Source organism: Streptomyces aurantiacus JA 4570 (genome assembly GCF_000414115.1).
In the GTDB taxonomy this organism is placed as follows: domain Bacteria; phylum Actinomycetota; class Actinomycetes; order Streptomycetales; family Streptomycetaceae; genus Streptomyces; species Streptomyces aurantiacus_A.
In genome coordinates this window covers 13,884-28,365 of record NZ_AOPZ01000070.1, presented here as the reverse complement: position 1 = coordinate 28,365, position 14,482 = coordinate 13,884, and the positions used below count along the sequence as shown (strand labels likewise).

General features: G+C 71.7%; 11 protein-coding genes and 1 pseudogene. 8 read left to right on the top strand and 4 right to left on the bottom strand.

Annotated features, from left to right (window positions below; translation table 11 throughout):
- From STRAU_RS09825 to STRAU_RS09800, 6 genes and pseudogenes are all read left to right on the top strand, one after another.
- Nucleotides 1-1,171 (top strand): SUKH-4 family immunity protein (locus STRAU_RS09825; protein ID WP_052029025.1); only part of this gene is annotated, 1,171 nt, incomplete at its 5' end.
- A 311-nt stretch (nt 1,172-1,482) separates the two neighbouring features.
- A pseudogene (locus tag STRAU_RS09820) lies at nt 1,483-2,434 on the top strand (cellulose-binding protein).
- 402 nt (nt 2,435-2,836) lie between these two features.
- Nucleotides 2,837-3,682, top strand: coding sequence for an alpha/beta fold hydrolase (locus STRAU_RS09815; protein ID WP_016640123.1), 846 nt, complete (start codon nt 2,837-2,839; stop codon nt 3,680-3,682).
- A 131-nt stretch (nt 3,683-3,813) separates the two neighbouring features.
- Nucleotides 3,814-5,640, top strand: coding sequence for an acyl-CoA dehydrogenase (locus STRAU_RS09810; protein WP_016640122.1), 1,827 nt, complete (start codon nt 3,814-3,816; stop codon nt 5,638-5,640).
- 409 nt (nt 5,641-6,049) lie between these two features.
- On the top strand, nt 6,050-7,354 hold the full coding sequence (locus STRAU_RS09805; RefSeq protein ID WP_016640121.1) for a M18 family aminopeptidase: 1,305 nt from the start codon (nt 6,050-6,052) through the stop codon (nt 7,352-7,354).
- Between the two features lie 50 nt (nt 7,355-7,404).
- Nucleotides 7,405-7,905 (top strand): LURP-one-related/scramblase family protein, encoded by a 501-nt coding sequence (locus tag STRAU_RS09800; RefSeq protein ID WP_016640120.1) that lies wholly within the window; start codon nt 7,405-7,407, stop codon nt 7,903-7,905.
- 79 nt (nt 7,906-7,984) lie between these two features.
- Here STRAU_RS09800 and STRAU_RS09795 read toward each other — a convergent pair whose 3' ends face one another.
- The gene (locus STRAU_RS09795) at nt 7,985-8,773 is read right to left on the bottom strand and encodes a carbon-nitrogen family hydrolase (protein ID WP_016640118.1); all 789 of its coding nucleotides are present in this window, start codon (nt 8,771-8,773) and stop codon (nt 7,985-7,987) included.
- Nucleotides 8,774-8,908: 135 nt separating this feature from the next.
- Here STRAU_RS09795 and STRAU_RS09790 point away from each other — a divergent pair, with 135 nt between their 5' ends.
- Nucleotides 8,909-9,733, top strand: coding sequence for a maleylpyruvate isomerase family mycothiol-dependent enzyme (locus STRAU_RS09790; protein WP_037658460.1), 825 nt, complete (start codon nt 8,909-8,911; stop codon nt 9,731-9,733).
- Between the two features lie 75 nt (nt 9,734-9,808).
- Here STRAU_RS09790 and STRAU_RS09785 read toward each other — a convergent pair whose 3' ends face one another.
- A complete protein-coding gene (locus tag STRAU_RS09785; protein WP_016640117.1) occupies nt 9,809-11,158 on the bottom strand; it encodes an MFS transporter in 1,350 nt (449 codons plus the stop codon).
- Nucleotides 11,155-11,856, bottom strand: coding sequence for a GntR family transcriptional regulator (locus STRAU_RS09780; protein WP_052029024.1), 702 nt, complete (start codon nt 11,854-11,856; stop codon nt 11,155-11,157). The genes STRAU_RS09785 and STRAU_RS09780 overlap by 4 nt, the downstream gene beginning before the upstream one ends.
- Before the next feature lie 263 nt (nt 11,857-12,119).
- On the opposite strand from STRAU_RS09780, the gene STRAU_RS09775 reads away from it, so the two are divergent.
- Nucleotides 12,120-12,998 (top strand): D-alanyl-D-alanine carboxypeptidase family protein, encoded by an 879-nt coding sequence (locus tag STRAU_RS09775; RefSeq protein ID WP_016640115.1) that lies wholly within the window; start codon nt 12,120-12,122, stop codon nt 12,996-12,998.
- Nucleotides 12,999-13,071: 73 nt separating this feature from the next.
- Here the strand turns inward: STRAU_RS09775 and STRAU_RS09770 are convergent, their stop codons facing one another.
- On the bottom strand, nt 13,072-14,478 hold the full coding sequence (locus STRAU_RS09770) for a dihydrolipoamide acetyltransferase family protein (protein WP_016640114.1): 1,407 nt from the start codon (nt 14,476-14,478) through the stop codon (nt 13,072-13,074).
- Nucleotides 14,479-14,482 lie beyond the last annotated feature (4 nt).

The window sequence follows — 14,482 nt, the reverse complement described above, 5'->3', positions numbered from 1 at the left end:
CGGCGCACCCCAGCCTCCCGGCGCGCCCGGCGCACCCGGTGCTCCGGGTGCCCCCATGCCCCCCGGCGCCCCCGGAACCCCGGGCGCCCCCGGCATGCCCCCGCTCGCCCAGGGCGTGGTCCCCGGCATGGCCCCCGGCCCGGGCATGGCGCCCGGCCCCGGCCAGCCGTACGGCTACCCGCACCCGCCGACCGGTCAGCCCACCGTCGGCCCCGGCTACCAGGCCGTGCTGCGCTACCGCGCGCCCGACGGCTCCGAGCAGCAGGTCATCCGGCGCTCGGCGCCCGGTACGCCGCACCCGGAGTGGCAGATCTTCCACGAGCTGCGCGGCATGAACATCCCGCCGGACCAGGTCCTGGAGCTGCACACCGAGCTGGAGTCCTGCGACCTGCCCGGCGCGTACTGCGCGCGCATGATCCGGGAGACCTGGCCGCAGGCGCGCATCACCTCGATCGCGCCGTACGGCAAGGACCACGCGTCCCGCCAGCAGGGCATGCAGCAACTGCTCGCGCACCAGGGCGAGCTGCACCAGGTCGCGGACGGCCCCGCGCGCCTCGCGCCGGTGCGCGCGCCGCTCCCGCAGGTGCCGCCCGCGCCCCCGCTGCCGCCGGAGGGCGTGGCGCAGGAGCTCGCGGGGGCGTTCGGCCCCGGCGTCTTCCGGTTCGACCAGCGGGCGGTGTCCCGCCAGGGCGTGCCGGACGTGGTGGCGCACACGCTCGTCGTCGCGGGTCTGCCCGCCGACTTCGGCCCGTTCTTCTGGGCGCAGGCCCAGCCGGGACGGCCGGTGCCGACGCTCGCCGAGATGGCCCAGGAGCGGGGTGTGCAGCCCGCGTCCGACGCCGGTTCGTACCTGGTCATGGGCAGTGACTTCGGGCGGGCGATCTGCGTCCAGTACGGGACGGCGAACATCGTCGCCGTCCCCGTCGAGGCCGGACCCGGCGGCGCCCCCGTGCCGCCGCAGTTCGTGAACACGGGCCTGCCGGAGTTCGCCCGCTGCCTCGGCCTGCTCGGCCGCATGTGGCGGCTGCGCTACGGGCTCAACCAGGAGCAGGCGGGCCGCTGGACCGTCGACTTCCAGACGCAGCTCGCCGCGCTCGACCCGGCCGCGCTCGCGTCGCCGGAGAGCTGGTGGTCGGTGCTGCTCGAGCAGATGTGGGACGGACTGCTGTAGCGCGGAACGTACGGACGAGGCGCCCGACCTGGGCTGACGGGTCGGGCGCCTCCTTCGTGCGCGCTCGCGTACGCGGCCGGTCCGCCGCGTGCGCGGTCGGCCCCGCGGGGCCCGATCAGCCCTTCGACGTACGCCGGAACGACAACCCGATTCCGACTTCCGCCGTCAATTGACGCATCCTTGACCGGATGGAGTGGGCGGAGTGTCGCGTTATGACCACTTCCGCTTGATCCATCAAGATGTGCGCCAATCGCGTTGTACGCGGTCGGCGCGACGGCGAGAGTCTGTGTGGGCGAAAGAGGGGATCAAGTATGAGCGGCAGCGGTGTGTCGGTGTCACCTCATGGCTTCGTCGCCGTGCGCGGGCGCGGTTACCGTCCCGGGCAGGTGGACGCGTACGCCGACGCGCTCTCCAGAGACCGCGACGCGGCGTGGGAACGGGCCGCCCGCCTCACCGTCCTCGCGAAGGACATGGGCGCCGAGGCCGAGCGGATGCGCGAAGTCGTCGCGCAGCTCGCTCCGCAGACGTACGAGGAGCTGGGGCAACGCGCGCAGTATCTGCTGGCGTTGACCGAGGAGGAGGCCGCGGCGGTGCGGGAGGAGGCCGCGGCCGCCGCGCGCCGGGCCGAGGAGAGCGCCGAGGCCGAGGCCGCGGCGGTGCGCGAGTCCGCGCGCGCGTACGCCGAGACGGTGTGCGGCGAGGCGGAGGAGCGGGCGCGGCAGCGGCTGCTCGCAGCGGCTGCTCGCGGACCGCGCCACCGCCGACGAGACGCGGGTCGCCGCCCGGAACGACGTGAAGGAGTGGCGCGGCGAGGCGCTGGCCGCGCTGCGGGAGATGCGGCAGCGGACCAGTGGGCTCCTCGCCGAGCTGGAGAAGGACCACACCGAGCGCTGGGAGGCCGCCGAACGGGAGATCGCCGAGCGCGAGGCCGCGGCCGAGGCGCACGAGACGTCCCTCGTCGAGGCCGCCCAGGCCCGGCTTGCCGAGGCCGAGCGTGCCCACGCCCAGGCCCAGGAGGCCGCGCGGCACGGGCAGGAGGACGCGTCGGCGCGCGCCGCGGACATTCTCGCGCGGGCGCGGATGCGGGAGGAGCGCATCGGGCGCGAGACCGAGCGGATTCTCCGTGAGCACGGGGAGCGGTGGGACGAGGTGCGGGCGCACATGGATCATGTGCGGAGCAGTCTCGCTGCGCTCACTGGCCGGGGGCCTGAGGGGGAGGGGCCCGGCACCGTACCCGGCCCCGCGGCCGGCGGGTCGTCCTGACGGTCTCGTACCGGTCTGCGGGCCGGTGTTCTCAGGCCCGCCGCTCCGCGGCGGATGTCTCCCACCCGCCCGGCCCGTTTCCAGTCGCCCGCGGGGTGGGCGTCTCCCGCGGGGCACCCCGCCGTCGGCGGCTGCGGGCCGCGGGCTGCGGAAGTCGCGCCGCCCTCCCCGCTGTGGGCAGGCGGTCCGCACGGCGGCGGGTGGGCACAGCCCAGGCCGACGGGGCCGATATGTGGGGGGAGGGGCATCACGCGCGTCGACGGTGCCGCTCCCGCGGGCGGTACGCCCGGCCATGGGCCGGAAGTTTATGTAGCGGGCGCTAGACAAAGGGCTCAGGGTGGGGTTACCGTTTTTGTAGCGGGGGCTACAGATACCCGAACCGAGACCGAGGGGGGACCACCCATGTCCACGAGCACAGACACACGCACAAGCACGGACACGACCGCGGCGCCGTACGCCCGCACCATCACCGGCAAGGGCCCAGCCCTGCTCCTGGCCCACGGAGCGGGCGGCTCCGTGGCCGCGAACTACGGCCCGATCCTCCCGGCCCTGACGGAAACCCACAGAGCCATAGCCGTCGACTACCCGGGCACGGGGAAGACCCCCCGAGCCGAAGAGCCCCTCACCCTGGACACCCTCGCGGACGAGCTGATCGCGGCGGCCGACGCGGAGGGCGCCGACACCTTCGCCCTGGCGGGCTACTCCCTGGGCACGGCGGTGGCCATCCGCACGGCGGCCCGCCACCCGTCCCGGGTGAAAGCCCTGATCCTGACGGCCCCCTTCGCCCGCCCCGACACCCGCATGACCCTGAACGCCCAGACCTGGCACCACCTGGCCGCGGCCGGCACCGCGTCCCGTGACCGGGACAAGCAGGCCCGCTTCCTGCTCCCGCTCGCCCTGAGCCCGGGCGCCCTGGACGCCCTGTCCCCGCAAGCGCTCGCGGACGCCCTCCGGGGCACGGCGGAGTCGGCCCCGGAGGGCACCGCGGACCACGTGGACCTGGTCATCCGCACGGACGTCCGCGCCGACCTGGCCGCCATCACCGCCCCCACCCTGGTCATCACCACCACCGAGGACCAGCTCGTCCCGCCCGCCCTCCAGCGCGAGGTCGCCGCCGGCATCAGGGGCGCCCGCCTGGCCGCGATAGAAACCGGCCACCTCCCGTTCGCCGAGCGGCCCACGGAGTGGCAGCGCCTGATCACCGACTTCCTGACCGAGCAGCGCCTCACGACCGGGGCCGCCGAATAGACCCAGCTCACACTTGGGCCATCAGGGGTTGCCTCTTATTACCGACGGGTAGCATCATTGACAACGACTAGCTACTTACTGGTACGCCCACGAGGATTCCAGCCTCCCAAGCCACTTACGGAGCCGTCGCCATGGGGCACTACAAGTCGAATCTCCGCGACATCGAGTTCAACCTCTTCGAGGTGCTCGGACGCGACAAGCTGTACGGCAGCGGCCCGTTCGCGGAGATGGACGTCGAGACCGCCAAGAGCATCCTCAGCGAGCTGTGCCGCCTCGCGGAGAACGAGCTGGCCGAGTCGTACGAGGACGCGGACCGCAACCCGCCGGTCTTCGACCCGGAGACCAACACCGCGCCGATCCCGGACTCCTTCAAGAAGAGCTACCAGGCGTTCATGGACTCCGAGTACTGGCGCCTCGGCCTCCCCGAGGAGATCGGCGGCACCACCTCCCCCCGCTCCCTCATCTGGGCGTATGCGGAGCTGCTGCTCGGCGCCAACCCGGCGGTCTGGATGTACTCCTCCGGCCCGGCCTTCGCCGGCATCCTCTTCGACGAGGGCAACGACGCGCAGAAGAAGATCGCCGAGATAGCCGTCGAGAAGCAGTGGGGCTCGACGATGGTCCTCACCGAGCCGGACGCCGGCTCGGACGTGGGCGCGGGCCGCACCAAGGCCGTGCAGCAGGCGGACGGCTCCTGGCACATCGAGGGCGTGAAGCGCTTCATCACCTCGGGTGAGCACGACATGTCGGAGAACATCCTCCACTACGTCCTCGCCCGCCCCGAGGGCCACGGCCCCGGCACCAAGGGCCTGTCCCTCTTCCTCGTGCCGAAGTACGAGTTCGACTGGGAGACCGGCGAGCTGGGCGCCCGCAACGGCGTGTACGCGACGAACGTCGAGCACAAGATGGGCCTCAAGGCGTCCAACACCTGCGAGATGACGTTCGGCGACAAGCACCCCGCCAAGGGCTGGCTGATCGGCGACAAGCACGAGGGCATCCGCCAGATGTTCCGCATCATCGAGTTCGCTCGCATGATGGTCGGCACGAAGGCGATCTCGACGCTGTCGACGGGCTACCTCAACGCCCTCGAGTACGCCAAGGAGCGCGTCCAGGGCCCCGACCTCGCCCAGTTCATGGACAAGGCCGCGCCGAAGGTGACGATCACCCACCACCCGGACGTGCGCCGCTCCCTGATGACGCAGAAGGCGTACGCGGAGGGCATGCGCGCGCTCGTGCTGCACACCGCGGCCGTCCAGGACGAGATCGCGGTCAAGGAGGCGGCGGGCGAGGACGCCGCGCAGCTGCACGCCCTCAACGACCTGCTCCTGCCCATCGTCAAGGGCTACGGCTCGGAGAAGGCGTACGAGCAGCTCGCGCAGTCGCTGCAGACGTTCGGCGGCTCGGGCTACCTCCAGGAGTACCCGATCGAGCAGTACATCCGCGACGCCAAGATCGACACGCTCTACGAGGGCACGACCGCCATCCAGGGCCAGGACTTCTTCTTCCGGAAGATCGTCCGCAACCAGGGTGCCGCGCTGAACGGCCTCGCCGAGGAGATCAAGAAGTTCCTCGCCGTCGGCACCGGGGGCGAGCAGCTCGCCGGGGCGCGGGAGGAGCTGGCCAAGGCGGCCGTCGAGCTGGAGGCCATGGTCGGCGTCATGCTGACGGACCTCGCGGCCACGGAGCAGGACGTCAAGTCGATCTACAAGGTGGGCCTCAACACCACCCGCCTCCTCCTCGCCTCCGGCGATGTCGTCGTCGGCTATCTGCTGCTTCGGGGTGCCGCCGTGGCCGCCGAGAAGCTGGAGACCGCCTCCGCGAAGGATGTGCCCTTCTACCAGGGCAAGATCGCCGCGGCGAAGTTCTTCGCGGCGAACGTGCTACCGGGCGTCGCCACGGAGCGCGCCCTCTCCGAGGGCGTGGCCCTCGACCTCATGGAGCTGGACGAGGCGGCGTTCTAACCCCCGCCCCCTCCACCCAGGTGGCCCGCTCCCCCGCCCCGGGGACCGGGCCACCGCCGTTCCCCCCGCCGGGGCGCACAAGTCCCCGCCGTCACAAACGCACCGTCGCCCTGGGGCTGCGCCCACCCGTTCCGCCGTGCGAAACGCCTGCCCACAGCAGGGGGGCGGCGCAACTCCCGCAGCCCGCGGCCCGCAGCCGCCGACGGCGGGCAACCCCCGCGGGAGACGCCCACCCCGCGGGCAACTGGAAACGGGCCGGGCGGGTGGGAAACATCCGCCGCGAAGCGGCGGGACAGGAGCAACCCCCGCGGCGCGGCACAGGACGACCCCGCCCAGCCCCACGCAGTGGCCCGCCCAGCCCCACGCAGGTGGCCCGCAGGGCGCCCAGAGCCCTGGCTAAGGTGACGCCATGAGCACACGCGCCCGCTTCGACCGCGGCCACACAGACGACCTGATCTCGTTCCTGGCGGCAAGCCCCTCCCCGTACCACGCAGTGGCAAGCGCCGCCGAACGCCTGGAGAAGGCCGGCTTCCGCCAGGTCGGCGAGACCGACGCCTGGGACGCCAGCACGGGCGGCAAGTACGTGCTGCGCGGCGGCGCGATCATCGCGTGGTTCGTGCCGGAGAGCGCCACCCCGCACACCCCGTACCGCGTCATCGGCGCCCACACCGACTCCCCGAACCTGCGCGTGAAGCCCCTGCCGGACAGCGGCGGGCACGGCTGGCGCCAGGTCGCCGTCGAGATCTACGGCGGCCCGCTGCTCAACTCCTGGCTGGACCGCGACCTGGGCCTGGCCGGCCGACTGTCCCTGCGGGACGGAACGTCACGCCTGGTCAACATCGACCGCGCCCTGCTCCGCGTACCCCAACTGGCCATCCACATGGACCGAGGCGTCGTCAGCGACGGCCTGAAGCTCGACAAGCAGAAGCACATGCAGCCCATCTGGGGGCTCGGCGACGACGTCCGCGAGGGCGACCTGATCCGCTTCGTCGCCGAGGAGTGCGGCCTGGACGCGGCCGACATCACCGGCTGGGACCTGATGACGCACCCCATCGAGCCGCCCGCCTACCTGGGCCGCGACCGCGAACTGCTCGCGGGCCCCCGCATGGACAACCTCCTGTCCGTGCACGCCTGCACGGCGGCCCTCGCCACCGCCGCCACCGCTCCGGACGCCGACGCGCTGCCGTACATCCCCGTCCTCGCCGCCTTCGACCACGAGGAGAACGGCTCGCAGTCCGACACGGGCGCCGACGGCCCGCTGCTCGGCACGGTCCTGGAGCGTTCGGTGTTCGCGCGCGGCGGGACGTACGAGGACAAGGCGCGGGCCTTCGCCGGCACCGTCTGTCTGTCGTCCGACACCGGCCACGCCATCCACCCCAACTACGCCGAGCGGCACGACCCGACGCACCACCCGCGCGCCAACCGGGGCCCGATCCTGAAGGTCAACGTCAACAACCGCTACGCCACGGACGGCGGCGGCCGTGCCGTCTTCGCCGCCGCCTGCGAGAAGGCGGGCGTGCCGTTCCAGTCCTTCGTCTCCAACAACGCGATGCCCTGCGGCACCACCATCGGCCCGATCACGGCGGCGCGGCACGGCATCCAGACGGTCGACGTGGGCGTGGCGATCCTGTCGATGCACAGCGCGCGCGAGCTGTGCGGCGCGGACGACCCGCACATGCTGGCGGACGCGCTGCTCGCCTTCCTCGAAGGCTGAACCGGCCGACCGGGGCGGGCGAATCATCCGTTTCGGGGTACTCATGCCGTATGAGACTTCTCGTACGCGACCGGCTGTTCGGCATCGGTGACGACTACTGGATCGAGGACGACCAGGGCCGCAAGGTCTTCTTCGTCGACGGCAAGGCGATGCGCCTGCGTGAGACCTTCGAACTGAAGGACATGCAGGGGCGGGTGCTGATCGACATCCGGGCGAAGATGCTCGCCCTGCGCGACACGATGCTGATCGAGCGCGAGGGCGAGCCGCTCGCCACGGTGAAGCGCAAGCGGTTGTCGCTGCTGCGCAATCACTATCGCGTGGCGCTCGCGGACGGCTCGACCGAGCTGGACGTCAGCGGCAAGATCCTGGATCGCGAGTTCGCCATCGAGTACGAGGGTGAGCTGCTCGCGGACATCTCGCGGCGCTGGTTCCGTGTCCGCGACACGTACGGCCTCCAGATCGTCCGCGAGGACGTCGACCCCGCCCTGCTCCTGGCCGTCACGATCTGCGTGATCCGCCTGGCGGAGAAGGAACGCGGCGGCGCGGACTAGCTCACTGGCCTGTTTCCCGCTGTGGGCAGGCGTTCCGCACGGCGGAACGGGTGGGCACAGCCCAGGCCGACGGCAACTGTTACTGCAACCGCCGGTCCTTCAGGGCCGGAAACTGCTCCCGCGTCTCCGCGACCTTCCCGAGGTCCAGGTCAACGGTGAGGACCTCCTCATCCTCGCCCCCGGCCTCGCCGAGAACATCCCCCCACGGGTCGACCACCACACTGGCCCCCGCCTGCGGCACCCCCGCGTGTGTCCCCGCGGTCCCGCAGGCCAGCACGAAGACCTGGTCCTCGACGGCCCGCGCCCGCGCGAACAGCGACCAGTGCGACCGGCGCCGCGCGGGCCACCCCGCCGGCACCACGAACACCTCGGCGCCCGCGTCGACAAGGCCCCGGAAGAGCTCGGGGAAGCGAAGGTCGTAGCAGGTGGCGAGGCCGAGGACGGTCTCGGGAGTGCGGACGGTGACCAGTTCCGTGCCCGCGCCCATCATCACGGCCTCGCCCTTGTCGAAGCCGAAACGGTGGATCTTCCGGTACGCGGCGGCGAGTTCGCCCTCGGGCGAGAAGACGAGGGAGGTGTTGTAGAGGGCCCCGTCGGGGGCGCGCTCGGGGATCGAGCCGGCGTGCAGCCAGACCCCGGCCGCCCGCGCGGCCTTGGCCATCGCCTCGTACGTGGGCCCCTGGAGCGGCTCCGCCTCCGCCTCGAAGGACTCGTACGCGAACGCCCCCGTCGGCCACAGCTCGGGCAGCACGATCAGACCGGAACCCTCGCGCTCGGCGACCTCGCGCACCAGCGAAGAGACGCGCTGCCTACGGGAATTGACCGATTCGTCATCGTCTACGGCGATCTGGAGGAGAGAGGCGCGCACACTACCACCGTCCTGGCATTCGAGCCGTCAACTGGGCCTACGATCGTCACACGAAAGCACTGCCGGGGTGCCTGCGGGCAGCGTAACTTAACGTCTCAGACACCCACCGCCCGCGTACGACCGCCGAGGGGTCCCGTGAGTCTCCATCCCAGCCTTCAAACCTACGCCGATGCCTGGACCCACGCAGTGGAAGCGATATCCGAGCTGGTCACCCCGCTCCCCGAGGGGCAGTGGAACCTGGCGACCCCGTGCCCGGGCTGGTCGGTCCGGGACATCGTGTCCCATGTCATCGGCCTCGACTGCGAGATGCTCGGCGACCCGCGCCCGATCCACACCCTGCCGCGCGACCTGTACCACGTACAGAACGAGGGCCAGCGGTACATGGAGATGCAGGTCGACGTGCGCCGCCACCACACGGCGCCGGAGATGACCTCCGAGCTGGAGTACACGATCATCCGTCGCTCGCGGCAGCTGAGGAACGAGTCCCGCGACCCGTCGACGAAGGTGCGCGGCCCGCTCGGCACCGAGCTGACCCTGGAACTCGCCTCGCGGACGCGGGCGTTCGACGTGTGGGTGCACGAACAGGACCTGCGCACGGCCCTGCAGAAGCCCGGGAACCTGGACTCCCCGGGTGCGTACGTCGCCCGTGACCTGCTCCTGCAGGGGCTGCCGAAGGTCGTCGCGAAGAAGGCGGGCGCCCCCGCGAACTCGGCGGTCGTCTTCGACGTCAGCGGCCCGGTCGAGTTCCTGCGCACGGTGCGCGTCGACGCCGAAGGCAGGGCCACGGTGGACAGCGCCCCCTCGCTCGGGCCGCTCGTCACCATCGGCATGGACTGGGACACGTACTTCCGGCTCGCCTGCGGGCGCGTGACGTACGCGTCGGTCAAGGACCGGGTGAAGGTCGAGGGCGATCTGGAGCTGGGCGACGCGATCCTCGGGGACTTCGCGGTCACGCCGTAGCCCGCCGGCCGGGGGTTCCGGGGCCCGCCCGGGACCCGGCCAGGGCCGTCACGAACGCCCGCCCCCCCCCACGGCTCACGCCGGTACGTGCACCGTCTCCACCCGGCTGGCCACGAGCCGCTCCCGCTCCCGCCGTGCCGCCCGCGTCCGCAGCCGCAGGATCTGGCTGACGCCCAGCGCCTCCAGGACGAAGACCGCCGAGAAGGCGATCCGGTAGTTGTCGCCGGTCGCGTCGAGCAGCACACCGATGGCGAACAGCGTCACCATCGAGGCGATGAAACCACCCATGTTGGTGATGCCCGAGGCCGTCCCCTGGCGCTCCGGCGGATTCGCGGGCCGCGCGAAGTCGAAGCCGATCATCGAGGCGGGGCCGCAGGCGCCGAGCACCACGCACAGCACCACGAGCAGCCACAGCGGCGCGTGCTCCCCCGGGTAGGCCAGCGTGGCCGCCCAGAGCGTTGCCGTCGCCGCCACCGTGCCGAGCGCCAGCGGCAGCCGCGCCGTGTGGTGCCGGGCGACGACCTGCCCGTACACGAGCCCGATCGCCATGTTGGCGAGGACGACCAGCGTGAGCAGGTCCCCCGCCGCGCCCCGCGAGAGCCCCTGCGCCTCGACGAGGAACGGCAGGCCCCACAGGAGCAGGAACACCATCGCGGGGAACTGCGTCGTGAAGTGCACCCACAGGCCGAGCCGGGTACCGGGCTCGCGCCAGGACAGCGCGATCTGTTCGCGTACGTAGCCGGGCCGCGCGTCGCGCGCCGATCCCGTCTCACCGGCCGGGCGAGCCGCGACCGGCTCCGGACCGTGGCCCTCCGGGTGGTCCTTCAGGAACAGCGTCATCAGTACGAGGACGACGACACCGGCGAGCGAGCTGCCCGCGAACGCGGTGGTCCAGCCGACGTCGTGCAGGAGGCGGGCCAGGACGAGGGTGGAGATCAGGTTGCCCGCCATGCCGACGAGCCCGGCGAGCTGGGCGACCAGCGGGCCGCGCCGGGCCGGGAACCAGCGGGTGCCGAGCCGCAGCACGCTGATGAACGTCATCGCGTCACCGCAGCCGAGCAGCGCGCGCGAGGCGAGGGCCGTGCCGTACGAGGGCGAGAGCGCGAAGCCGAGCTGGCCCAGGGTGAACAGGATCGCGCCGAGGGTGAGGACCTTCTTGGTGCCGAGCCGGTCGACCATCAGGCCGACGGGTATCTGCATGCCCGCGTACACGAGGAGCTGGAGTATCGAGAACGTCGACAGGGCGGACGCGTTGACGTGGAAGCGGTCGGCGGCGTCCAGGCCCGCGACGCCCAGCGAGGTGCGGAAGATGACGGCGACGAAGTAGACGGCGACGCCGACCGACCAGACGAGGACGGCGCGCCGGCCGCCCGGCGGGTCCCCGGGCAGCCGGGCCGCGCCGGGCGCCGCCGCGTCGGTGGTCATCGTGCGGCTCCGCGGGCGAGGTGCTGGAACCAGCCGACGTGCCGCGTGACCACGTCGACCGCGGCCTCGGCGTCCTCGGCGGTGAGCGCCGCGAGGATCTCCTCGTGCTCGGCGAGGGTCTTGGCGATGCGGTCCGGGTGGGAGTGCATCACGGCGACGCCCATCCTCAACTGGCGGTCCCGGAGCTGGTCGTAGAGGCGGGAGAGGATGTCGTTGCCGCCGCTGCGGACGATCTCGGCGTGGAAGCAGCGGTCGGTGACGGCCGCCGCGGCGAGGTCGCCGGACTCGGCCTGCTCCCGCTGCTTCTCCAGGAGTTCCGTCAGCCGGTCGAGCAGCCCGGGCGGGGCGGGCACGGCCTTGCGGACCGAGTGCGTCTCGACGAGCAGCCGGGTCTCGACGACGTCGGCGATCTCCTGCGCGGAGACCGGCAGGACCAGGGCGCCCTTCTTCGGGTAGAGCCGCAGCAGCCCCTCGACCTCCAGCTTGAGCAGTGCCTCGCGCACCGGCGTGCGGGAGACGCCCACGGCCTCGGCGAGCTCGCCCTCGGTGAGGAGCGTGCCGCCTTCGTAGCGGCGCTCCAGGACGGCCTGCTTGACGTGCGCGTAGACGCGCTCGGCGGCGGGGGGCTGCTTGAGGGACTTGGGGGACTTGAGGGAGGGGTGTGGAGGGGCAGGCGGGGCGGGCGGGGCGGCTGGCATGCGCACAGCATAGATACAACACGTATACGCGGACAGGACGGTCCACGATCCGGACATGACACCGCGCCGCCGGCAAGATCACATACTTGGCCGCATCTTTACCTGTTTGGCACGCATCCGTTCCGCCCTCTCGCGAGTCATCACTGTGGCGGCTCCCCATGTCGGCTGTATTTTCAGGGGATTTGGGGCAAAAGCCGCCAACTACCTCATCAGCAGGGACCAACGGAGCGTTCACCTTGAGAATCCGCACCCCGGGCGTGCGCGTGCGCCGTATAAGCGCAGCCGCTGCCGTCACCGCCGGAGCCGTACTGACCACGGGCATCGCCGTGGCTCCCGCGCAGGCCGCCGCGACGCCCAAGCCGTCGATCGCCGCCAAGGGCGGCTTCCTCATGAACAACGGCACGGGCAAGGAGCTGTTCAACAAGGCCGCGGACACCCGCCGCGCCACCGGCTCCACGACGAAGATAATGACCGCCCGGGTGGTCCTCGGCCAGCGGAACCTCAACCTGGACTCGAAGGTCACGATCCAGAAGGCGTACAGCGACTACATCGTCAAGCACAGCGCCTCGCACGCCCGCCTCATCGTGGGCGACAAGGTGACGGTCCGCCAGCTCCTGTACGGGCTGATGCTGCCGTCCGGCTGCGACGCCGCGTACGCCCTCGCGGACAAGTTCGGCAAGGGCTCGTCCCGTGCCGCGCGCGTGAAGTCCTTCATCGGCCAGATGAACACGACGGCCAAGGACCTCAAGCTGAAGAACACGCACTTCGACTCGTTCGACGGCATCAGCAACGGCGCCAACTACTCGACGCCGCGCGACCTGTCGAAGCTGGCGAGCAACTCGCTGAAGCTCTCGACGTTCCGCAAGGTCGTGGGAACGCAGAAGTACACGGCGAAGACCATCACGAAGACCGGCGGCACCCGCACCATGGCGCCGTGGAAGAACACCAACGCGCTGCTCGGCTCCTACCGCGGCGCCATCGGCGTGAAGACGGGCTCCGGCCCGCAGGCGAAGTACTGCCTGGTCTTCGCGGCGACGCGGAACGGCAAGACGGTCGTCGGCACGGTGCTCACCTCCACGTCGTCGGCGCAGCGCGTGAAGGACGCCAAGAAGATGCTGGACTACGGCTTCAAGGTCGCGTAACCCCCTGACGCCAAGGAGGGCCCGCCGCTCATCGCGGCGGGCCCTCCTTCGCTCAACGGCACCTGCGCGGGCGCTACGCCCAGGTCATCAGCCGCTTCGGCTGCTCCAGGAGCGCCGCCACGTCGCCGAGCACCTTCGAGCCCAGCTCCCCGTCCACCAGGCGGTGGTCGAAGGAGAGGCCGAGGGTGGTCACCTGACGCGGCTTCACCTTGCCCTTGTGGACCCACGGCTGGAGCTTGATCGCGCCGACCGCGAGGATCGCGGACTCACCGGGGTTCAGGATCGGCGTGCCCGTGTCGACCCCGAAGACGCCGATGTTCGAGATCGTCACCGTGCCGCCCTGCATGGCGCCGGGCGTCGTTTTGCCGTCGCGGGCGGTGGACACCAGGTCGCCGAGCGCGGCGGCCAGTTCGGGCAGGGTCTTGGCGTGCGCGTCCTTGATGTTCGGCACGATCAGACCGCGCGGGGTGGCCGCGGCGATGCCCAGGTTCACATAGTGCTTCTGGACGATCTCCTGGTTCGCCTCGTCCCAGGCGGCGTTCACGTCCGGGTTGCGGCGGATCGCGACAAGCAGCGCCTTGGAGATGAGCAGCAGCGGGTTCACCCGCAGGCCCTCGAAGGCACGATCCTGCTTGAGCTCCTCGACCAGCTTCATCGTGCGCGTCACGTCCACCGTCACGAACACGGTGACGTGCGGGGCCGTGAAGGCCGAGCCGACCATCGCCTGCGCGGTGGCCTTGCGGACGCCCTTGACGGGGATACGGGTCTCGCGCCCGTCGCCGGGCGCCGCCCTCTCGGGCTCCTGGGCCGCCGCGGGCGCGGCAGCCGGGGCCGCCTGGGCGGGAGCCGGGGCCACCGCCGCGTGCACGTCCTCCCGGGTGATGATCCCGTCGGGCCCGCTCGGCGTAACGGTGGCGAGGTCGACGCCGAGGTCCTTGGCGAGCTTGCGGACGGGGGGCTTGGCGAGGGGGCGACCACCGTGCCCGTTGAGGCCGGGTCGCCCTTCGGGGGGCGCTTCCCGTTGTGCCTCGGGTTCCGGTGCCGATGAACCAACGTCACCCGACTCCCCCTTGCGGGGCCGCCGCTTGGTGGAGGACTCGGAAACCCCGTACCCGACAAGAACCGGCTGGCGCCCCTTGGGGGCCTCTGCCTCGGGCTCGGCGGGCGCAGCCTCGGCCGCGGGCGCTGCCGCCTCGGGGGCGGGAGCAACGTCCCCGGCCCCCCCGACGGTAATGATCACCTGGCCCACATCGACCGTGGACCCCTCCGGGAACCGGAGCTCCCGCACCGTCCCGTCGAACGGGATGGGCAGCTCGACGGCGGCCTTGGCCGTCTCCACCTCGCAGACGACCTGTCCGTCGGTGACGGTGTCCCCCGGCGCGACATACCACTTGAGGATCTCGGCCTCGGTGAGGCCCTCGCCCACGTCGGGCATCTTGAACTCGCGGACGGCCGAAGCGGTCTCAGTCATAGTCGTCATGACC